Origin of the sequence: Kitasatospora sp. NPDC085879 (genome assembly GCF_040686255.1) — a bacterium.
In the GTDB taxonomy this organism is placed as follows: domain Bacteria; phylum Actinomycetota; class Actinomycetes; order Streptomycetales; family Streptomycetaceae; genus Kitasatospora.
In genome coordinates this window covers 49,757-69,786 of sequence record NZ_JBFBJZ010000024.1, presented here as the reverse complement: position 1 = coordinate 69,786, position 20,030 = coordinate 49,757, and the positions used below count along the sequence as shown (strand labels likewise).

19 protein-coding genes are annotated in these 20,030 nt (G+C 75.5%); 14 read left to right on the top strand and 5 right to left on the bottom strand.

All coding sequences use genetic code 11. The features are described from left to right. Positions 1-50: 50 nt before the first annotated feature. From AB0P35_RS19930 to AB0P35_RS19920, 3 genes are all read right to left on the bottom strand, one after another. A complete protein-coding gene (locus tag AB0P35_RS19930; protein WP_363512241.1) occupies positions 51-1,145 on the bottom strand; it encodes a glycosyltransferase in 1,095 nt (364 codons plus the stop codon). Next, positions 1,142-2,935 carry an AAA family ATPase gene (locus AB0P35_RS19925; RefSeq protein ID WP_363512239.1) on the bottom strand — a complete coding sequence of 598 codons (1,794 nt, stop codon included), beginning with the start codon at positions 2,933-2,935 and terminating at the stop codon, positions 1,142-1,144. The genes AB0P35_RS19930 and AB0P35_RS19925 overlap by 4 nt, the downstream gene beginning before the upstream one ends. Positions 2,936-3,405: 470 nt before the next feature. After that, on the bottom strand, positions 3,406-4,542 hold the full coding sequence (locus AB0P35_RS19920) for a glycosyltransferase family 4 protein (RefSeq protein WP_363512237.1): 1,137 nt from the start codon (positions 4,540-4,542) through the stop codon (positions 3,406-3,408). 224 nt (positions 4,543-4,766) lie between these two features. Here AB0P35_RS19920 and AB0P35_RS19915 point away from each other — a divergent pair, with 224 nt between their 5' ends. The 7 genes from AB0P35_RS19915 to AB0P35_RS19885 all read left to right on the top strand — a co-directional run bounded on the left by AB0P35_RS19915 (position 4,767) and on the right by AB0P35_RS19885 (position 11,873). After that, entirely contained in the window at positions 4,767-5,864 is a 1,098-nt protein-coding gene (locus AB0P35_RS19915; protein ID WP_363512235.1) for a glycosyltransferase family 4 protein, read from the top strand. Between the two features lie 133 nt (positions 5,865-5,997). Beyond that, positions 5,998-6,909, top strand: a complete 912-nt coding sequence (locus AB0P35_RS19910) for a slipin family protein (protein WP_363512233.1) — start codon at positions 5,998-6,000, stop codon at positions 6,907-6,909. A gap of 118 nt (positions 6,910-7,027) precedes the next feature. Continuing rightward, complete coding sequence (locus AB0P35_RS19905; RefSeq protein WP_363512231.1) at positions 7,028-7,669, top strand: thiol:disulfide interchange protein DsbA/DsbL; 642 nt, start codon at positions 7,028-7,030, stop codon at positions 7,667-7,669. 159 nt (positions 7,670-7,828) lie between these two features. Further along, on the top strand, positions 7,829-8,725 hold the full coding sequence (locus AB0P35_RS19900; protein WP_363512229.1) for an ABC transporter permease: 897 nt from the start codon (positions 7,829-7,831) through the stop codon (positions 8,723-8,725). Continuing rightward, positions 8,715-9,908: an ABC transporter ATP-binding protein gene (locus AB0P35_RS19895; RefSeq protein WP_095876413.1), complete on the top strand. Its 1,194-nt coding sequence runs from the start codon at positions 8,715-8,717 to the stop codon at positions 9,906-9,908. The genes AB0P35_RS19900 and AB0P35_RS19895 overlap by 11 nt, the downstream gene beginning before the upstream one ends. Before the next feature lie 5 nt (positions 9,909-9,913). Beyond that, complete coding sequence (locus tag AB0P35_RS19890) at positions 9,914-11,113, top strand: glycosyltransferase family 4 protein (RefSeq protein ID WP_363512227.1); 1,200 nt, start codon at positions 9,914-9,916, stop codon at positions 11,111-11,113. Positions 11,114-11,297: 184 nt separating this feature from the next. Further along, a complete protein-coding gene (locus AB0P35_RS19885; RefSeq protein ID WP_095876411.1) occupies positions 11,298-11,873 on the top strand; it encodes a flavodoxin family protein in 576 nt (191 codons plus the stop codon). Positions 11,874-11,962: 89 nt separating this feature from the next. Here AB0P35_RS19885 and AB0P35_RS19880 read toward each other — a convergent pair whose 3' ends face one another. After that, on the bottom strand, positions 11,963-13,102 hold the full coding sequence (locus AB0P35_RS19880; protein WP_363512225.1) for a glycosyltransferase: 1,140 nt from the start codon (positions 13,100-13,102) through the stop codon (positions 11,963-11,965). Between the two features lie 72 nt (positions 13,103-13,174). On the opposite strand from AB0P35_RS19880, the gene AB0P35_RS19875 reads away from it, so the two are divergent. Together AB0P35_RS19875 and AB0P35_RS19870 are read left to right on the top strand one after the other, a co-directional pair. Next, positions 13,175-13,954, top strand: coding sequence for an aspartate/glutamate racemase family protein (locus AB0P35_RS19875; RefSeq protein WP_363512223.1), 780 nt, complete (start codon positions 13,175-13,177; stop codon positions 13,952-13,954). A 56-nt stretch (positions 13,955-14,010) separates the two neighbouring features. Continuing rightward, positions 14,011-14,739 (top strand): tyrosine-protein phosphatase, encoded by a 729-nt coding sequence (locus AB0P35_RS19870; RefSeq protein ID WP_363512221.1) that lies wholly within the window; start codon positions 14,011-14,013, stop codon positions 14,737-14,739. 54 nt (positions 14,740-14,793) lie between these two features. Here AB0P35_RS19870 and AB0P35_RS19865 read toward each other — a convergent pair whose 3' ends face one another. Next, the gene (locus tag AB0P35_RS19865; protein ID WP_363512219.1) at positions 14,794-15,807 is read right to left on the bottom strand and encodes a polysaccharide deacetylase family protein; all 1,014 of its coding nucleotides are present in this window, start codon (positions 15,805-15,807) and stop codon (positions 14,794-14,796) included. Between the two features lie 296 nt (positions 15,808-16,103). On the opposite strand from AB0P35_RS19865, the gene AB0P35_RS19860 reads away from it, so the two are divergent. The 5 genes from AB0P35_RS19860 to AB0P35_RS19840 all read left to right on the top strand — a co-directional run bounded on the left by AB0P35_RS19860 (position 16,104) and on the right by AB0P35_RS19840 (position 20,008). Next, positions 16,104-16,361, top strand: coding sequence for a hypothetical protein (locus AB0P35_RS19860; protein ID WP_363512217.1), 258 nt, complete (start codon positions 16,104-16,106; stop codon positions 16,359-16,361). A 278-nt stretch (positions 16,362-16,639) separates the two neighbouring features. Further along, the gene (locus AB0P35_RS19855) at positions 16,640-17,473 is read left to right on the top strand and encodes a polysaccharide deacetylase family protein (RefSeq protein WP_095876406.1); all 834 of its coding nucleotides are present in this window, start codon (positions 16,640-16,642) and stop codon (positions 17,471-17,473) included. An 85-nt stretch (positions 17,474-17,558) separates the two neighbouring features. After that, positions 17,559-18,656, top strand: a complete 1,098-nt coding sequence (locus tag AB0P35_RS19850) for a glycosyltransferase (protein WP_363512215.1) — start codon at positions 17,559-17,561, stop codon at positions 18,654-18,656. 37 nt (positions 18,657-18,693) lie between these two features. Beyond that, complete coding sequence (locus AB0P35_RS19845) at positions 18,694-19,374, top strand: sugar transferase (RefSeq protein WP_363512213.1); 681 nt, start codon at positions 18,694-18,696, stop codon at positions 19,372-19,374. 7 nt (positions 19,375-19,381) lie between these two features. Further along, complete coding sequence (locus tag AB0P35_RS19840; RefSeq protein WP_363512211.1) at positions 19,382-20,008, top strand: NeuD/PglB/VioB family sugar acetyltransferase; 627 nt, start codon at positions 19,382-19,384, stop codon at positions 20,006-20,008. Positions 20,009-20,030 lie beyond the last annotated feature (22 nt).

Sequence of the window (20,030 nt, the reverse complement as noted above, 5' to 3'; positions counted from 1 at the left end):
TCTTCGGCTCCATGTCGTCTCGCTCGCCCGGTCTCCGCCGGCCGCGCCGGTCAGCGGGCCAGCACCCGGGCGTACACCTGCTCGATCGCGCGCTGCGCCCCGGCCGTGTCGAAGCTCCGGGACCGCTCCCGGGCGGCCTTGCCGAGGCGCTCGCGCAGCCCCTCGTCCGCGGTCAGCCGGCCGAGCGCGGCCGCCAGCGCGGCCGGGTCACCGGGCGGCACCAGCAGGCCCTGTTCGCCGTCGTCCAGCACCTCCGGCATGCCGCCGACCCGGGTCACCACCGAGGGCAGTCCGCCGGTCATCGCCTCCATCAGGGCGACCGGCAGGCCCTCCTGGCGGGAGCTCAGGGTGAACACGTCCAGCGCGGGCAGCAGCGCGGGCACGTCCGGCCGGGAACCCGCGAAGACCACGCCCTCGCCCGCCCGGGCGCGCAGCTCGGCCTCCAGCGGCCCGGCGCCGATCAGCACCAGCGCCGCCGACGGGTGCTCGCGGCGCAGCAGGGCGAACGCGTCGAGCAGGGTGGCCTGGTCCTTCTTGGCCGTCAGGTTGCCGACCGTGCCGATGACCGGCGCGTCCTGCGGCAGGCCGAGTTCGGCGCGGGCGGCGGCCCGGGCGGCCGGCCCCTCGGGCGCGCCCGCGAGGTCCGGCCCGTGGTGCACCACGGTGAGCCAGCCCTCCTCCGGACGGCGCCGGGCGACGGTGGCCGCCACCGCGTGCGAGACCGCCACCACCGCGTCGTTGCGCCGGTAGGTCAGCGCGTTCGCCCAGCGGGTGGGCGTCCGGTACCGCTCCCAGACGTTGTGCTCGGTGTGCACCAGCCGCGGCGCCCGCCGGCCGAACGCGACCAGCCGGGCCGCCACCGCGGGGATCGGCATGTGCGAGTGCACCAGGTCGTAGCGGCGCTCGGCGAGCAGCCGGCGCAGCCGCAGCGGCCACAGCACGCCCGGTGCACCGCCCAGGCAGTGCACCCGCACGCCGGCCGCCTCCAGCGCCGGGACGAGCGCGTCCTTGTACGGCAGCACGTACGCGACCTCGATCTCGTACCGCCCGGCGTCGGCGTGCCGGGCGCAGTTCAGCAGCAACTGCTCGGCGCCGCCCCGGCCGAGGCCCTTGGCGAGCCAGAGAACCCGCCGGCGGCCGCTCACCGCTCCTCGATTTCGCGCAGCTGCAGGGTGGTCTCGACGACCGACTCGGAGCCCGGGCGGCGGGCCCAGCTCGGCGCCGCCCGGTGGTGCTCCTCGGCCACCGCGGCCGGCGCCGAGCCGTGCTCCGCGGGCTCCGGCCGGGCGGCCTTCTCGCGGGCCGGCGCGGGGGAGGGCCGGCCCTCCTCGGGCCGCGCGGCGGAGGAGGTGCGGCCGACCAGCAGCGCGCCGGTGCGCAGTCCGTCCCGCTTAAGCCGGCGGCCGGACGGGCCGATCGTGCCGAGCAGCGCGACACCGGCCACCGGGACGCCGGTGCGTGCCAGCAGCTCGGAGACCCGGTCGGCCTGCTCCGGCGTCACATTGCCGGCCAGCGCCGTCACCAGCACCGCGTCGGCGTGCTGCACCAGGTCGTAGGCGTCGTTGGCGTGCAGCAGCGGCGAGGTGTCGATCAGCACCACGTCGGCGTGCTGCCGGGCCCGGCGCAGCACCTCGCCGGCCCGCAGCACCAGCGCCGCCGGGTAGGCGGTGGTGTTGCCGCCGGTGATCAGGCGGACCCCTTCCGTCCCGGTCTCCCGGATCAGGTCGTCCAGCGCGGACAGCCGCTCTCCGCTGAGGAGTTCGGCCATGCCGGGGCCGTCGCCGATGCCGAAGTGCAGGTGGGTCTGCGGGTGCCGGAAGTCGCAGTCGAGTACCAGCACCGTCCGGCCGGTCTCGGCGAGCGCCGCGGCCAGGTTCGCCACCGTGGTGGTGCGGCCGTCGCCGCTGCGCCCGGACATCACCAGGATCACCGGCGCCGGGCCGGTGCGGGCCCGGGCGGCCGGGTCGGTCCGCTCGGGGCCCGTCCGGCCGGAGAGCGACTCGGGACCGGTGAGCAGCAGGGTGGAGCGCAGCGAGCGGAAGGCCTCCGCCGCCGGGTCGGACGGGCGGGCCACCACCAGCGGCTCGCGCAGCCGGCGCAGCCGCCGGCCGAGCTGCGGGATCTCTCCGATCACCGGCAGGTTGAACGCCTCCTCGGTGGTGTTGCGGCTGCGCAGCCGGGTGTCCATCCGGCTGAGCATCACCGCGGCGACGACGCCGAGCGCGAGGCCGAGCGCCACCGCCAGGGTCAGCCGGACACCGCGGCTGGGCGAGCTGAGCAGGCTGCCGCCGGCCTCCTTGGCGTCGATGCTGCCCCACTGCTGGATGGCGTCGGTCTGGCTGTAGTTCTGCAGGGTGCTGATGTCGGTGAGGGTCTTGGTCAGTGCGTTGAGGGCCGCCGTCAGCTGCGGCTGCAGCTTCGGCTGGTCGGCCGCGCCGGCCTTGGTGAAGGCGTGCTGCAGGTTGTTGACCTGCTCCTGCTGGCTGTCGGCCTGCGCCTGGAGGCGCTTGATCGACTCGTCGGCGCTCTTCTTCGACTCCTGGCCGTAGCCGTTGATCGTCGCCTCGGACAGTGCCGCCGCGAGGTCGGTGCAGGACTGCTGGGTGGGGCCGGTGGTGGTGAAGACCAGCATCTGGGTGGAGGCGGCCGCGACGGTGCGCCGGGCGGCGAGCGCGGCCACGTCCGTGACGCGGAGCTTCTTCGCGGCGGTCGTCGTCACGTCGGAGCCCTGCGCGTAGCTGAGCACCTGGTCGGCCCGGACGGACTCGCCGGCGCCGGCCACCGGGGTGATCGCCACCTTGCACTGCCACTTGCCGTCGTCCACGGCGTCGCCCGCCGGCGTCAGCAGGAAGCCGATGATCAGCGCGGCGAGGGTGCAGCCGACGAGCAGCCGCCAGTAACGCCGCAGGACGGTGAAGTGGTTTGCCGGTTCCACCGGTTGGTTCCCCTCGCGATCGTGGTGCGGGCACCGGGCGAACCGGGACGGCCCGCCCACTCGGCGGGACCCGGTGCCGTCGGGTGCGGCAGGGCTGGGTCTGGCGGCCCCGGCTGTGGGCCGGGAGCGGACGCGGTCAGGTGGCGGCCGGTAACGCGGCCGGACGGCGGGCGCCGCCCGGCAGGACGGCGCATCGTGGCACTCGCTGTGACATCAGGCCCCCAGACGGCGTCGCCCACCCGGCCGCCCCGGCCCGGATGCCTCGCACGGATCGCCGTACCCCCCGGCTGCCCGCTTCCCCCTGCGATGCTTGCCCTCCCGGACCTGCGGCGCAAGCGCTTTGGCGATTCTCGGCAGGCGCTTTTCGGCCCTCCCGCGCGGCCTGCACCGGTTCCGGAGGCTTTGTCCGCTTTCCGTGGCATGTCAACTCCGAGGCGCGGCAGGCGGGTTCGCCCAGGACGCGCCCTGACTCACCGGCCGGCCGGCACCCGGCGCAGCGAGCGCTCGTAGAAGCCGACCATCTGCCCGCAGACCTGCACCAGCGTGAAGGACGTCAGGAACCGCGCCCGCGCGGCCTTCACCCGCACCCGGGCCGCCGCCCGGTCGTCCAGCGCCGAGACCAGCGCCGCCGCCAGCTCGGCCGGCCGCTCCGGCGGCACCAGCAGCGCGTAGTCCTGCGAGCCGACGGTCTCCCGCAGCGCCGGCACGTCCGCGCACACCAGCGGCACCCCGACGCCCATCGCCTCCATCGCCGCACTGCCCAGCCCCTCCCAGCGGGAGGGCACCGCGAACGCGTCGGAGGCCGCCATCAGGTCGTACACGTCGCCGCGCGGGCCGAGGAAGCGCACCTGCCCCGCCCGGGCCGCCAGCTCCTCCAGCCGCGCCGTCTCGGCGCCCGGGCTTCCCGCCAGCAGCAGCACCGCCTCCGGCAGCTGCCGGCGCACCCCGGCGAACGCCTCCACCAGCACGTCCAGCCCCTTCTGGTACTGCTGCCGGGCCGCCGCCAGCACCACCGGGGTGTCCTGCGACAGCCCCAGCGCGGCCCGCACCGCGGCCCGCCGCTCCGGCGTCACCGAGCCCAGCAGCTGCGGGTCGCGGCCGCGCGGCACCACGTCGATCCGGTCCGGGGAGATCCGCAGCCGTCGCGCCATCGACGAGGCGACGTGCCGGGTCAGCGCGTGGAACCGCCGGGTGCCCTGGGCGGTCGCCGCGTCCACCGCCTGCGCCGCCCGCACCTTCCACGGCGACAGTCCGCGTGCGTGCACGTGCTCCGGCCCGTACGAGGAGTTGACCAGGCTCGACACCACCGGCGTGCCCGCCGCCAGCGCCGCCGCCCGGCCCAGCACGTCCGACTCGTACAGCGTGGTGTGCACCAGGTCCGGCCGGTGCTCGCGGACCAGCCGGCGCAGCGCGGCCGCCCGCCCGGCCCGGCCCGAGCCGTGCACTCCGAACACCCGCGCGCCCGCCGCCACCAGCTCCGGCTGGAAGCCGTCCGGGGACTCCTTGAGGTACGCGACGTCCAGCCGTACCCCCGACCGCACCAGGTGCGGGGCCATCGCCGCCAGCCCCTGCTCGGCACCGCCGATCCGGTGCAGGCTGTCGATCACATAGAGCACATGCACAGCAGCGACCCCCCGGGAACCCCGGCGCGACCGGTCTCCCGTCCGTTCCGCGCCCTGACTGGCGCTCAGCATCCCAGCCCCGGCCCGGCTCCGCCAGGAATTCCGCCAGGAGGGGCCCGCGGGGCCCGGCCGCGCGCACCCCACCGCGGCGCCCGCCCGATCCCGCCAACCGGCTGCGCACGGCCGCGGCGCTGTGCCAGGGTCGGCACATGCCAGCCGCCGAGCCCGCGCACCCCGCCGTCCTGCACCTGGTCACCGACCCGCGGCGGCGCGGAGCCCAGAACCTCGCCCGCGACCTGCACGCCGAACTCCTCCGCCGCGGCCACCGCTCCGAGCTCCGCTCCCTCCAGCCCCACCCCGACGCCCCCGGTACCGAGGACGCCCGCCCGCTCGGCCCGACCCGCTACCACCCGGCCACCCTGCGGGCCCTGCGCGCCGCCGCCCGCCGCGCCGACGTCGTCGTCGCACACGGCTCCTCCACCCTGCCCGCCTGCGCCGCCGCCCTGCTCGGCAGCCGCACCCCCTTCGTCTACGTCAACATCGGCGACCCCCGGCACTGGACGGCCTCCCCGGCCCGCCGGCTGCGCACCGGCCTGCTGCTGCGCCGCGCCGCCGCCGTCGCCGCCATCTCCGACGGCGCCCGCGATGTCCTGCTCGACCACTACCGGCTGCCCGCCCGCACCGTCCGCACCATCCCCAACGGCCGCTCCGCCGACCGCTACCCGCCCGCCGCCGACGAGGCCGACCGGCAGGCCGCCCGCGCCGCCCTCGGCCTGCCCGCCGACGGCCCGCTGCTCGCCTGGGTCGGCGCCCTCGCCGCCGAGAAGCGCCCCGACCTGGCGATCGACGCGCTCGCCCTGCTGCCCGGCGTCCACCTCGCACTCGCCGGCGACGGCCCGCTGCGCGCCGCCACCGCCGCCCGCGACACCACCGGCCGGGCCCGCTTCCTCGGCACCCTCGCCGACCCCGCCCCGCTCTACCGGGCCGCCGACGCCCTGCTGCTCACCAGCGACAGCGAGGGCGTGCCCGGCGTCCTGGTCGAGGCCGCCCTCGCCGGCCTGCCCGCCGTCGCCACCGACGTCGGCTGGGTCCGCGACATCGTCCTCGACGGCATCACCGGCACCCTCGTCCCGCCCGGCGACGCCACCGCCCTCGCCGGCGCCGTCGACAGACTGCTCGCCGACGCCCACGGCGCACTCGGCGCCGCCGCCCGCCGGCACGCCCTCGACCGGTTCGACCTCGCCGTCGTCACCGACGCCTGGCAGCAACTCCTCGCCGGGACCGCCCGGCGCCGCCTCCGGAACTGACGCACCGCCGGATCCGCCCCCCGGCCTGCGAACCGCCCACCCGTGCGCGCATACTGGCCTGCGCGGCTCGCACCCGCGCGACAGGGCCACCCCGGACCCGGCCCGGCTGCGCCGCGACGGGGGAAGGTGCGCGATGGCAGTACTCGCGATCATCGTCGGACTCGGCCTGCTCTGGCTGCTCACCGGGGTCCGCATCGTCCAGCAGTACGAGCGCGGCGTGGTGTTCCGGCTCGGCCAGGTCCGCGGGCAGGTCCGCGGCCCCGGCCCGACCCTGCTGATCCCGCTGGTCGACCGGATGCGCAAGGTCAACGTCCAGGTCATCACCATGCCGGTGCCCGCCCAGGAGGGCATCACCCGGGACAACGTCTCCGTCCGGGTCGACGCCGTCGTCTACTTCCGGGTGATCGAGCCGATCCGGGCCACCGTCGACGTGCAGAACTACATGTTCGCGATGTCCCAGGTCGCCCAGACCTCGCTGCGCTCGATCATCGGCAAGAGCGAGCTCGACGACCTGCTCTCCGGCCGGGAGAACCTCCACCGCGGCCTCGAACTCCTGCTGGAGAGCCCCGCCGTCGGCTGGGGCGTGCACATCGACCGGGTCGAGATCAAGGACGTCGCGCTGCCCGACTCGATGAAGCGCTCGATGGCCCGCCAGGCCGAGGCCGACCGCGAGCGCCGCGCCCGCATCATCACCGCCGACGGCGAGTTCCAGGCCGCCGCCAAGCTCGCCGAGGCCGCGAGCGTCATGGACGCCACCCCGGCCGCCCTGCAACTGCGCCTGCTGCAGACCGTCGTCGAGGTCGCCGCCGAGAAGAACTCCACCCTGGTGCTGCCCTTCCCGGTCGAGCTGCTGCGCTTCTTCGACGCCGGCGCCGCCAAGGCCGCCGCCGCAACCGCCCCGGCCCCCACCGCAACCGCGCCCGCCCCGGCCGCCGCCGTCGAGGCCCCCGCGGAGGAGCCCGCCGACCCGCCCGTGCTGCCCCGGCCGGCCGCCGCACCCGACCGCGCCGCCCTGACCAAGCCCGAGCACGCCCCCGAGGCCTGACCGGCCGCGTCCGATCGGTCGGCCATGCGGCCGACCGATCGGCCGATCGGGCGAATCCACCCGCACCGGCCCGCCGTCCGCTGGCACCTGACACTCCGTCACTGCCAGGCTGGCGTCCGTGAAGCTGCTGCGCACCGCCACCGCCCTGCTCGCCGCCACCGCCGCGATCGCCCCTGGCACCGCCGGGGCCGCCGCCCCGGACACCCCGCGCGAGGGCGCGCACGCCCTGCACCCCGGCCACCCGCAGCGCACCGCCGCCCAGCGCCAGGAGGCCGTCGAGTTCTTCTGGTACGGCTGCAAGCACTGCGCCCAGTTCGAGCAGCCGCTGGAGAGCTGGGCCGCCCGGCACCGCGACGACGTGGTGCTGCGCCGCGTCCCCGCCGTCTGGCGCGGCGGCCCCGACGAGCAGCGCCAGCTCGGCCACGCCCGGCTCTACTACACGCTGGAGCGGCTCGGCGCCGTCGACCGGCTGCAGGCCGAGGTCTTCCGGGCCGTCCGCGAGCGGCACGCCGACCTCACCACCGAGTCCGGCGCCGCCGCCTGGGCGCTCACCCAGGGTCTCGACACCGCGGCCTTCCGGGCCGCCTGGCGCTCCGCGGAGGTCGACCGGCTGGTCGCCGACGCCCCCGAGCAGATGGCCCGCAACCACATCACCGAGGTCCCCACCGTCCTGGTCGGCACCGGCCGTACCTCGCCCACCGGCGCCGGCGGCGTCGAGCGGATGCCGGACGCCATGGACACCCTCGTCGAACACCGCTGAGCCGTCCCCGCCCTCCCCGCCTCCCGCCGCCCTTCGTCCACCGGCCCACCTTCACCGAACCAGCCCCTGGCGTGCACACCTTGTGCCAGAGTGGGACGCCCGGGCCGCACCTCCTGAGCTGCGGCCCACCGGCAGCCACATGCGAGAGGGCGGGGGCCCGTGGGGGGACACAGCGCGCAGGTCGTCGACGGGCGTGGAACGGAGCCGGCGGCCGAAACCTCCGTGCCCGAAGGACCGCCGCCGGAGCTGCTGTTCAAACGGCGGCTGCGCCCGGCGCAGACCGCCCGCGAACTCTGGGCCGCCCGCGAACTCGTCCGCGCCCTCGCCGAACGCGACCTGCGGGCCCGCTACAAGCAGGCCGTCCTCGGCTTCGCCTGGGCCGTGCTCACCCCGCTCGCGCTCTGCGCCATCTTCACCCTGGTCTTCCACCGCGCCGTGAAGATCGACACCGGCGGGGTGTCCTACCCGCTGTTCGCCTATGTCGGCCTGATCGTCTGGCAGTTCTTCAGCAACACCATGAACCAGGGCGCGCTGAGCCTCGCCAACAACCTCAGCCTGCTCAACAAGGTGTACTGCCCGCGCGAGGTCTTCCCGCTCGCCACCATGCTGGTCGCCTCTGTCGACATGCTGATCGGCATCGGCGTCCTCGGTCTGCTCTTCCTCGCCACCTGGACGGCCCCGGCCGCGACCGCCCTGTGGGTGCTGCCGCTGCTGGCGATCCAGTTCGCCTTCACCTACGGCGTGGCGCTGATCCTCTCCGTCGCCGTGGTCTACCTGCGCGACGTCCGCCACCTGCTGCCGATCATCACGCAGATGGGCGTCTTCGCCACCCCGGTCGCCTACCCGCTGGCCAGGATCCCCGTCCGGCTGCAGGAGATCTACTGCGGCATCAACCCGCTCGGCGCCGTCATCGAGGGCTACCGCCGTGCCCTGCTCCACGGCCAGGCCCCCGACGCCGGCCTCACCGCCATCGCCGCGGTCTCCTCGCTGGTCTTCCTGGTCGGCGGCTACCTGTTCTTCAAGAAGCTGGAAACGGGGATCGCCGATGTCGCGTGAGCTGGAGCTGGGCACCATCCGCACCGAGCACGTGTGGAAGCGCTTCAAGGCCGACCAGCAGCGGATGCTGCTGCGCGACAAGGTCGAGTCCATGGCCCGCCGGCTGCGCGGCGGCCGTGGCGAGGACTGGCGCTGGGCGCTGCGCGACATCAACCTGCACATCGAACCCGGCGAGTCCGTCGGCCTGATCGGCTCCAACGGCTCCGGCAAGTCCACCCTGCTGAAGATGCTGACCCGGGTGATGTACCCGTACGGCGGGATCATCGACGTCCGCGGCCGGATCGGCGCACTGATCGAGATCCGGGCCGGTATCCACCCCGACCTCACCGGCCGGGAGAACGTCTACCTCTTCGGCGCGCTGCTCGGCCTCAAGCGCCGCGAGGTCGCCGGCCGCTTCGACGACATCGTCGAGTTCGCCCGGCTCGGCGGCGCCATCGACCGGCAGGTCAAGTTCTACTCCTCCGGCATGCAGATGCGGCTCGGCTTCGCCGTCGCCGCCTACCTGGAGCCGCACGTCCTGCTGGTCGACGAGGTGCTCGCCGTCGGCGACGCGGTCTTCCAGCAGCGCTGCCTCGACCGGATGCGCGAGGTCGCCGAACAGGGCACCACCATCGTCTTCGTCTCCCACGACCTGCCCGCCGTGCAGTCCATCTGCCGCCGCGGCGTCTGGCTGGAGCAGGGCACCGTCCGGGTCGACGCCGGGATCAAGGACGCCCTGGCCGGCTACCGCGACTCCATCGAGGCCCAGTCCGAGGCCTCCGCCCGCACCGGCGAACCGCTCCAGCTCCTCAAGTACGAGATGACCGGCGAGGACCGGGAGAACCTCACCACCGACGAGCCGATGACGGTCGAACTCACCCTCGGCGGCGACTACCGGGGCGACGCCACTCTGCACCTCGGCGTCAGCGAGGGCACCTCCAGCCCGATCTTCCAGATCAGCCACGAGATCCGGCTCACCGGCGACGACCACCACGTCGCCTGCGTCATCCCCCGCCTCCCGCTGCCCCGCGGCCGCTACACCCTCTGGGCGGGCGTCTACTCCATCGGCAAGACCGACGGCGGCACCCTGATGAGCTGGCACTCCGTCGGACAGTTCGACGTGTTCGGCCCCGTGCTGGACACCCCGCCGCGCGCCGTGGTGCTGGCCGCGCCGGTCTTCGTGCCGCACCACTGGGAGGAGTGACCGCGGTGAGACCCGTCCGGGTGCTCGTGCACCTCAACAACCTGGCCCTCGGCGGGGCACAGCTGAACGCCGTCGACATCGCCCGCACCCTGCGCGACCGCGGCCACGACCCGGTGCTCTTCGCCCAGGGCGTGGCCGGCGACGCACCACTGGTCGACGTCGCCGCCGGCCACGGCCTGGACATCACGGTGGCCGGCGACCCGGACACCCCGCACGGCGAAGTCCGCCGCCGGATGCAGAGACTGGCCCTCGACCACGGCAGCGAACTGATCCACGCCTGGGAGGTCCGGGCCGCCCGCAACGCCTACTTCGGCCCCGGCCGGCTCGGCCGCCTCCCCGTCGTCACCACCTTCTACGGCATCCGGATGCTGCGCGGCCTGCCCCGCCACCAGCCGCTGGTGCTCGGCCTCGGCGCCCTGATGGGCGACGGCCGGGCCTTCGGCCACCGCGACGTCCGGCTCGTCGAACCGCCCGTCAACACCGGGACGGACGCCCCCGGCACGGCCGACGGCACCGCCTGGCGCCGCGGACTCGGCATCGACGACGAGGAACTGCTGCTCGCCATCGTCACCCGCCTGGTCCCCGACCTGGAGAAGGACGCCGGCGCCGAACTCACCGTCGACGCCGTCCGTGCCCTCGACGACCCCCGGATCCGCCTCGCGATCGTCGGCACCGGCCCCAGCCACGAAAGGCTGCGCGCCCGCGCCGCCGAGGCGAACGCCGCCCTCGGCCGCGAAGCCGTCCTCGTCCCCGGCCAGATGGCCGACCCCCGGCCCGCCTACGACGCCGCCGACGTCGTCCTCGGCATGGGCGGCTCCGCCCTGCGCGGCCTCGCCTTCGCCAAGCCCGTCGTCGTCCACGGCGCGGCCGGCTACACCGCCGTCCACGAACCCGGCCCGCTCGTCGAACCGCACGCCTCCCGCTGCATGTACGGCTTCGGCGACGGCAGCCGCGACCCGGGCCCGCTCGCCGAACAGCTCCGCGGCCTGCTGAACGACCCCGGCCGCCGCACCGAACTCGGCCGCTGGGGACGGGACTGGGTGGTCGGCCGGTTCTCCCTGGAGAGCGTCGCCGGCGCCTTCGAGCAGCTCTACCTCGAGGTGCTCGCCGCCCCGCCCGGCCCCGCCCGCTGGCTCCGCGACCTCGAACAGATGACCAGGTACGAGTTCGCCAAGCCCGCCGCCCTGCGCCTGCTCGGGCGCTGAGGGCCGGCCCCGCCCGGTCCGCACGGCAACACTCGGCGGCCGTCCGGTCATTCCCAGTGATCGAACCCGTCGATCGGCGTTGTCGCGGTGTCGCCGCAGCTGCGAGCATCACATCGTCGGGTCGTTCGCGGGCGCAGCGCGCGACGACCGCTCTGCACTCCGTCTATCCAAGGGATCTGACAGCATGTCACGCGAGATCAGCGTCGCCATCGCCTACCACAGCGGCTACGGCCACACCGCCCGGCAGGCCGAGTTCGTCCGCCAGGGCGCGGAGGAGGTCGCCGGCACCACCGTCCACCTGATCGCCGTCGACCAGATCACCGACGAGCAGTGGGCCCAGCTGGACGCCGCCGACGCCATCATCTTCGGCTCGCCGACCTACCTGGGCGACGTCTCCGCCGCCTTCCGCACCTTCGTCGAGAAGACGAGCGGCCGCTGGATGCAGCAGCAGTGGAAGGACAAGCTGGCCGCCGGCTTCGTCAACTCCGGTGCCAAGAGCGGCGACAAGCTGCACGCCCTGCAGTCGCTCTCCATCTTCGCCGCCCAGCACAGCATGATGTGGGTCAACCTCGGCCTGCTGCCCGGCTGGAACAAGTCCACCGCCTCCGAGTTCGACCTCAACCGCCTCGGCGTCTGGCTGGGCGCCGCCGCCCAGTCCAACGGCGACCAGGGCGCCGACGCCATGCACAAGTCCGACCTGGCCACCGCCGAGCACCTCGGCCGCCGCGTCGCCGAGCAGGCCCAGCGCCTCTCCGCCTGACGCACGGGTCACCCCAGGGGCGCGTGGGGCACCTCCCCACGCGCCCCTGTTGGTGCCCCGAATCCCGTCGCTCCTGTTCGTCGTGGCCCCTAGCCGTACGTGCGGCCCTTCCAGGCCGCTCCTCGGCCGCGCCAGTGCTGGACCGCCGAGTCCACCGTCATCAGCAGGTAGAGGCCCGCGGTGAACGGCAGCAGCAGTGCCTCCGGCCACGGCCGCCCGTAGTACCGCTCCATCGGCACGAAGGTCCCCGCCATGACCGCCCAGGCGGCCCCGCCGAGCGCCGTGACCGCCGCCGACCCGCCGGCCAGCCCCGCGGCCACCGCCACCACCGGCACCAGGTAGACCAGGGCCAGCCCCAGGACCGTCCCCGCCAGCAGAACCGGCGAGTACCGCAGCTGCGCGTAGGCGCTGCGCGACACCATCCGCCACAGTTCCGCCAGCCGCGGGTAGGGCCGCACGCTGTCGACCTGCTCAGCGAGCCCGAGCCAGGTGCGCCCGCCGGTCCGTTTGACCGCCCGTGCGAGGTTGACGTCGTCGATGACGGCCCCGCGGATCGCGGCGACGCCGCCGGCCCGTTCCAGTGCCTCCCGCCGCACCAGCGTGCAGCCGCCCGCCGCCGCCGCGGTGCGGGACCCGGGCCGGTTGCTCCACCGGAAGGGGTACAGCTGGGCGAAGAAGTACACGAAGGCCGGGACGATCAGCCGCTCCCAGCGGGTCTCCACCCGCAGCCGGGCCATCTGCGACACCAGGTCCAGGCCGCCCGCCTCGGCGGCCGCGACGAGATCGGCGAGCAGCGTGGGCCCGTGCGCGATGTCGGCGTCGGTGAGCAGCAGGAAGTCGGTGTCCCCGGCGAGTTCGACGCCGTGCCGCAGCGCCCACAGCTTGCCCGTCCAGCCGGCCGGCAGCGGGGGAGGGGAGGTCACCTCCAGCGGCAGCCCGCCGTCCTCGCCGAGGCAGGCGGCGAGCGCCCCGGTGCCGTCCGTGCTGTGGTCGTCGACGAGGATCACCCGGGCGGCGCCGGGGTACTTCTGGGCGAGCAGGCCGGGCAGCGAGTGCGGCAGCACGGCGGCCTCGTCCCGGGCGGGCACGACGACCGCCACCGACGGCCACCGGCGGGGTGCGGGCCGCGGCGGCAGCCGCTGGTCGGTCCGCCAGAACAGGCCGTGGCAGCAGGCCAGCCACACCCAGGTCGCCAGGGACACCGCGGACACCCACAGCAGCACGGTCACCCCGGCAGTCTGCCGCACCGCCGCCCGTCCGCAGCGGTTCCCGTGCGGAGCGGTTCGGTAGAGTCGTGCCCCGTGAAGATCGCACTGGTGGACTCCGGACTCGGACTGCTCGCGGCCGCCGCCGCCCTGCGTACGCTGCGCCCCGACGCGGACCTGGTGCTGTCCTCCGACCCCGACGGCATGCCGTGGGGGCCGCGCACCCCGGAGGACATCGCCGAGCACGCCCTGGCCTGTGCCCGAGCCGCGGCGGCGCTCGAACCGCACGCCCTGATCGTCGCCTGCAACACCGCCTCCGTGCACGGTCTCGCCCGGCTGCGGGCGGAGCTGGAGCCCGGGCTGCCGGTGATCGGCACCGTCCCGGCGATCAAGCCGGCCGCGGCGGCCCGCGGCCGGGTCGCGATCTGGGCCACCCCGGCCACCACCGGCAGCGCCTACCAGCGCGGGCTGATCGCCGAGTTCGGCGGCGGCGCCGACATCACGGAGGTCGCCTGCCCGGGCCTCGCCGACGCCGTGGAGCGCGGCGACCGGGCCGCCGTCGGGGCCGCCGTCGCGGACGCCGCGGGCCGTACCCCGGCGGGCACCACCGAGGTCGTCCTCGGCTGCACCCACTACGAACTGGTCAGGGACGAGATCACGGCGGCCCTCGCCGGCACCGCCGCCCCGGGCCTTCGGCTGTACGGCTCCGCGGACGCGGTGGCCGCCCAGGCCCTGCGCCGCCTCGACGGCCGCGGCCTGCCCGCCGGCCGGGGCACCCTGACCGTGCTGCACAGCGGCCGCCCGTCGGCGCTCGCCGAGGCCGCGGCCCGCTACGCCGAGGGCCGTCTGGTCTCGCGCGGCGTGCCCGTCCGCTGACCGGCGGATCCGCCCGTTCCGGCCCGCGGTGACGGGCCGGTTCGTAGGGTGACGGCATGACCGACACGACCGTGTTCGACCGGCTGTGCAACTTCCGCGACCTCGGCGGCCATCGGACGGCCGACGGCCGCGTCCTCCGGCCCGGACTGCTCTTCCGCTCCGATTCGCTCGGCAAGCTGGACGGCCCGGACCTGGCCCGCTTCGAGGCCCTGGGCGTCCGCACGGTGATCGACCTGCGCTACCCGTGGGAGATCGCGCAGACCGCCCGCGTCCCGGAACTCCCCGGGCTGACCTTCCACAACCTGTCGATCGAGCACCGCCCGTACGACCAGGCCGCACTCGGCCCCGAGGTCGACCCGGGCGTCTACCTGGCCGAGCGCTACGCCGAGGTGGCCGAGGACGGTGCGGACGAGCTGGCCCGGGTGCTCCGGGTGATCGCCGAGGCGGACGCGCCGCTGGTCTTCCACTGCTACTCGGGCAAGGACCGGACGGGCATCGTGGCGGCCCTGGTGCTGACCCTGCTGGGCGTCCCGGAGGAGGACGTCCTCACCGACTTCGCCCGCACCGAGGACGCCACCGCCCGCCTGGTCGCCGAATGGCACGCCCGCCACCCGGACCTCACCCTCGTCTGGCCGGGCTACGGCCGCGCCCCGGCGGGGATCATGCGCCGCTTCCTTGCCGGCCTGGCCGACCGCTACGGCTCCGTCACCGACTACGCCGCCACCCGCCTGAACGCCGACCCGGCCCTCGTCGCAGCCCTCCGCACCCGGCTTCTCAGCGATTGACGGAGGAGAGCGGGGACGCGTGGTGGAGGTGCCCCCGCGCGCCCCTGCCGTAGGTCACACCGCCGCGCCGCGCAGCCGCTGCACCGCCGGCTCCAGGCCGGACAGGATGGTGTCGAAGCGGCGCGTCCCGGTCGTGGAGTCCACCTGCAGGCGGCTGATCCGCAGCGGGTGGGCCGGCAGCCGGGGCCCGAGCCGGTGGTCGGAGAGGAAGCCGAGCCGGTAGCCGAGGCGGCGCAGTACCGCGTCCGCCCGCGGGTCGTACCCCCCGTCCGGGTAGGCGAAGGCGGTGGGTGCCTCGCCGAGCCACTGGGTGAGTGCCATGTGGGCGGCGGTGATCTCGGTGTGCACGGTCGAGTCGTCGCAGCGCCCGAGCGAGGGGTGTCCGAGGGTGTGGTTGCCGATGGCGACGTCGGCGGCCCGCAGGGCCCGCAGGTCATCGGGCCGCAGCTGCTCCTGCCGCGGCGGCCGCCGGTCGGCGCTGACCCGCAGTTCCTGCAGGCAGCGGCGGCGGTCCGGGTCGGGCAGTTCGCGCAGCCGGGCGAGCAGCCGTCCGGGCGGCCCGCCGGGCAGCAGGCGGGCCCGGCCGCCGTGCCGGGCGAGGTAGGCGGCCTCGTGCCACCAGAACGGGCGGTCGGTGCCGATCAGCTCGGCGATCACGAAGGCGGCGGCGGGGATGCCGCGGGCGGCGAGCATCGGCAGGGCGTGGGTGAAGACGGAGCGGTCGGCGTCGTCGAAGGTGATCAGTACGGACCGCGGCGGCAGCGGACGCCCCTCCGTGACGGCCCGCTCGACCTCGGTGAGCGAGACGGGGTTGGCGAGCCGGCGCAGCCGGTCCAGCTGGGCGCCGAAGGAGCGCGGGTCGGTGACCCCGTGGTAGGCGAGGACGGCGAGCCGCTGGGCGGCCCGGGCCCGGAAGAGCGGCTGGGCCGGGGTGAGGCGCAGCCAGCTGCCGCGGTCCCGCACCGGCCCCCGGCCGCGGGCGTGCACCGGATCGCGCAGGACGGACGTGGTCGACGGGGTGCCGACGCTCGTCGAAGCGCCGACGGTCGTGGACTCGGAGTACGGCACGCGGTTCCCCCCTCGGTCGCCGCAGCGCGGCGTGGCGGTACCGTCGGCAGGCGGAGCCCGGCCTCCGACCCCGGGTGCGGCGGCTCCGCCCCCGGTGTGATCCGGTCCGCCGCCGGGGACTCCCTGCCCGGCCGCGGACGGCTCCTGGATCGCTCAATGTAATGGAGACCATCGGGTCCGACGGATGGTTGTACGGCCCTCGGCGAAATTTCTCCGGCGTGCGCGGGCGCCGTTCCGGCGTACTCGTGGAGACTGGCGGTGTGCCCGCGGCAGGGCGCTCGAGTAGCGTGGAGGACATGGTGCACACGGATCGTCACGAGTCGCTGACTCGCTGGGCGCGGATGTGGAGCGGATGCGCGCTGGAGCGCCACAAGCTGCTGCTCACGGCGGTCGGGGCGGCCTGCATCGCGGTGGGCATCCTGGTGGCCGTACTGGTGCCGGACACCGGTGGACCGGCCTGGGCGATGGCCGTGGCCGGCTGCCTCGCCGCCGGTGTGGTGGTGCTGGCGCGCGTCGCGGTGGCCGTCCTGCGCGGGCCCGCCCGGGTCGGCTGACGCGGGGCGCAATTCGCGCTCCGAAAGCCGCACCGTCCGAATGCCGGACGGAATGTCCCGGCGCACCGCGCCTTTCCGGTCGACGCCACCCCATTCCGGCCGAAGAGGGCCCGGGAATGACCGAACGGGCCGCTTTTCGGCCCACCTACCCGCTTCTTTCACATTTCTCGGGCAGCAGCCCCACACTTCCCCCTACTGTGGTTCCCGCCCGGACCGCGACACCGCCGGGCAGGGGCCGGTCGGACGGCGCCGGGGAGGGCGCCGCGGAGGGGAGAACGATGGGGACGACCGCCGCGCCCGCGGCTGCCGGAGGATTCCGCACCACGCTCAAGCGCGGCCTGGCCCGCGCCACCGGCTCCGTGCCGGGCGAGGGCGCGACGTACCTCATCTACCACCGGATCGGCGGCGGCACCGCGGACGAGCTCGACGTCGCCACCGCCGACTTCACCGCCCAGCTCGACCTGCTCGCCGACCTGCCGCCCGGCCGGGTGGTCTCCATCGACGAGGCGACCGACCGGCTGGCGGCCGGCCGCCGCACCCCCAGCACGGTGCTCACCTTCGACGACGGCTTCTCCGACGTGTACGAGCGGGCATGGCCGCTGCTCAAGGAGCGCGGCCTGCCGTTCACCGTCTACCTGGCCAGCGGCCACGTCGGCGGTGAGATGCGCTGGGAGGGCTCCACCGCGAAGGGGCCGGCCGCGCCCGGGCTCGGCTGGGCCCAGCTGCGCGAGATGGCCGACTCGGGCCTGTGCACCGTCGCCAACCACACCCGCACCCACGCCCGGCCGGTCCTGCTGACCACGGCCGAGCTGGACGGCTGCAACGACGACGTCGAGGAGCACCTCGGCGCCCGGCCGCGGCACTTCGCCTACACCTGGGGCGTGCCGGTGCCGCACATGGCGGTGGCGCTGCGCGCCCGGTTCCGGACGGCCGCGACCGGCGAGGTCGGCCGCAACCTGCCCGGCTCGGACCCGGCCCGGTTCTGCCGGGTGCCCGTCCGCCGCACCGACCCGATCGACTTCTTCCGCGCCAAGCTGTACGGCCGGCTGGTCCCGGAGCGGGCCTACGCCCGGATCGTGGCCGCCGCCAAGGCGGTGGGCGCCCGTGCCTGAGCCCCGGCAGACGTCCGAGCCCCGGCCCCGGTTGCGCGGCCCAGGCGGCCGACCGCTGCGGGTCGCCCACCTGACCACCGTCGACATGAGCCTGCAGCTGCTGCTGGCCACCGAGCTCAAGGTCGACCTGGAGGCCGGCTTCGAGACCTACGGCATCAGCGCGCCCGGCCCCTACGTGCGGCAGCTGGAGGCGATCGGGGTGCGGCACGAGCCGCTGCACGCGCTGACCCGCGCCTGGCACCCGCGGGCGGACGCGGCGGCCGGGCGGGAGCTGCTGGCGGTGCTGCGCCGGATCGAGCCGGACGTGCTGCACACCCACAACCCGAAGACCGGTGTGCTCGGCCGGATCCTCGGCCGGCTGGCCGGGGTGCCGGTGGTGGTGAACACCTGCCACGGCCTGTGGGCGCAGGCCCACGACCCGCTGGCCAAGCGGGCCTTCGTGCTCGGCGCGGAGGCGCTGGCGGGCCGGTTCTCGCACGCGGAGCTGTACCAGAACGCCGAGGACCGGCGGACCCTCGCCCGCGCGGTGCCCCGGTACCGCTCGCGGGTGGTGGGCAACGGCGTGGACCTCACCCGGTTCACCGCCGTCCGCCCGGCCGACCGCGCCCGGGTGCGGGCCGAACTCGGCGTCGGCGTCGGCGAGCTGCTGGTCGGCGGGGTCGGCCGGCAGGTCGCCGAGAAGGGCATCCGGGAGTTCGCGGAGGCCGCGCGGGCACTGGCCGGCAAGGCCCGCTTCGTCTGGATCGGGCCGCCCGACCCGGACAAGCCGGACGCGCTGGCCGGCGCCGAGTACGGCGTCGAGTTCCCGGGCGCCCGCTCCGACATGCCGGAGCTGTACGCGGCGCTGGACGTGTTCGTCCTGCCGTCCTACCGCGAGGGCTTCTCGCGCTCCGCCATGGAGGCCGCGGCGGGCGGTCTGCCGATGGTGCTGAGCGACATACGAGGCTGCCGGGAGATCGGCACCGACGGCGAGCACCTGCTGCTCGCACCGCCCGGCGACGCCCGGGCACTCACCACGGCGCTGGACCGGCTCCTCACCGAGCCGGACCTGCGTGCGCGGCTCGGCGAGGCGGCCCGCGCGCGGGCGCTCGCCGAGTTCGACCAGCGTGCGGTGGCCCGGGTCTCGCTGGAGACCTACGCGGCCGTGGCCGGGGCCAGGGGGCTGCCCTGGACGGTCGGCTGAGGGGCCCGCACACCACCACACCCGTTGGGGGGAGAGCATGCAGCGTGTTGGGGGAGGTATCAGGCGCGGCGGTGATCTGCTGATCGCCGCCGCGGCCGGGATCGTCGCGGTCCCGCTCGGCCTGCTGATCGTCGTGCTGATCCGCTGCACGACGGGCGGCCCGGTGCTGTTCCGGCAGACCCGGACCGGCCGGCACGGCAAGGAGTTCGACATCCTCAAGTTCCGCACCATGCGGGAGAAACGTTACGCCGATGAGCCGGACGCACCACGGATCACCCGGCTCGGCCGCTTCCTGCGCACCACCAGCCTCGACGAACTGCCCCAGCTGTGGAACGTCGCCCTCGGCGAGATGGGCGTCATCGGCCCCCGGCCGACCCTGCCCGAGCAGGTCGTCCACTACTCCGACCACCAGCGCGGCAGGCTCGCCGTCCGCCCCGGGCTCACCGGCTGGGCCCAGGTCAAGGGCCGCAACTCGATCACCTGGCCGGAGCGCATCGAGCTCGACCTCTGGTACATCGCGCACCGCTCGCTCCTGCTCGACCTGCGCATCCTGCTGCTGACCGTCAAGGTGCTGCTCCGGCCGAGCGGCGTCACCGCGGCGGGCGGCGTCAACCCCGGCTTCCCCGTCCCGGCCGAGCCGCCGGTCCGGGTGGTCGTCCCACTGATCGCCCCGCGCGGGGCCGAGGAGGTCTCCTCGTCCGCCGCCGCCACCCGATGATGGAGCCATGACCGAAGCCGCCCAGCTGTGGATCGCCGGCGCCGGGGGCGTCGGCCGCGAGGCACTCGACACCGCACTCGCGGCCGGCGTCCCGGTCGCCGGCTTCCTCGACGACCGGGCCCGCGGCACCCTCGTCCGCGGCCTCAAGGTGATCGCCCCGGAGGACCTGCCGCCCGGCAGCCGCTACCTGGTCGGCATCGCCGACCCGCAGGTCCGGCTGCGGCTCGCCGCCCTGCTCGACGCCGCGGGCGGCGAGCCGGCGGTGCTCGTCCACCCCCGGGCGCTGATCGCCCCGGAGACCGAACTCGCCCCCGGCTGCCTGGTGATGGGCGGTGCGTACGTCTCCAGCAGCGTCCGCCTGGGCGCGCACAGCCAGGTGCACTACAACGCGACCGTCGGCCACGACGCGGTGCTGGGGGAGCGGGTCACGGTCTACCCCGGCGGCAACGTCTCCGGCGCCGTCCGGCTCGCCGAGGGGGCCACCGTCGGTTCCAACGCCGTGGTCCTCCAGGGCCGCACGGTCGGCGCGGGCGCGTTCGTCGGCGCGGCGGCCGTGGTCACCCGGGACGTCGCACCCGGCACGGTGGTGGTCGGCTCCCCGGCCCGGCTGCTGCGGCCGGCCGCGGACGGCTGACGAAGGCCCCGCTGGGCGGCGG

Coding starts and splice junctions, on each gene's coding strand:
- AB0P35_RS19915 (WP_363512235.1), top strand. CDS start 4,767: ATGCCAGCCGCCGAGCCCGCGCACCCCGCCGTCCTGCACCTGGTCACC.
- AB0P35_RS19910 (WP_363512233.1), top strand. CDS start 5,998: ATGGCAGTACTCGCGATCATCGTCGGACTCGGCCTGCTCTGGCTGCTC.
- AB0P35_RS19895 (WP_095876413.1), top strand. CDS start 8,715: ATGTCGCGTGAGCTGGAGCTGGGCACCATCCGCACCGAGCACGTGTGG.
- AB0P35_RS19885 (WP_095876411.1), top strand. CDS start 11,298: ATGTCACGCGAGATCAGCGTCGCCATCGCCTACCACAGCGGCTACGGC.
- AB0P35_RS19870 (WP_363512221.1), top strand. CDS start 14,011: ATGACCGACACGACCGTGTTCGACCGGCTGTGCAACTTCCGCGACCTC.
- AB0P35_RS19860 (WP_363512217.1), top strand. CDS start 16,104: ATGGTGCACACGGATCGTCACGAGTCGCTGACTCGCTGGGCGCGGATG.
- AB0P35_RS19855 (WP_095876406.1), top strand. CDS start 16,640: ATGGGGACGACCGCCGCGCCCGCGGCTGCCGGAGGATTCCGCACCACG.
- AB0P35_RS19850 (WP_363512215.1), top strand. CDS start 17,559: ATGAGCCTGCAGCTGCTGCTGGCCACCGAGCTCAAGGTCGACCTGGAG.
- AB0P35_RS19845 (WP_363512213.1), top strand. CDS start 18,694: ATGCAGCGTGTTGGGGGAGGTATCAGGCGCGGCGGTGATCTGCTGATC.
- AB0P35_RS19840 (WP_363512211.1), top strand. CDS start 19,382: ATGACCGAAGCCGCCCAGCTGTGGATCGCCGGCGCCGGGGGCGTCGGC.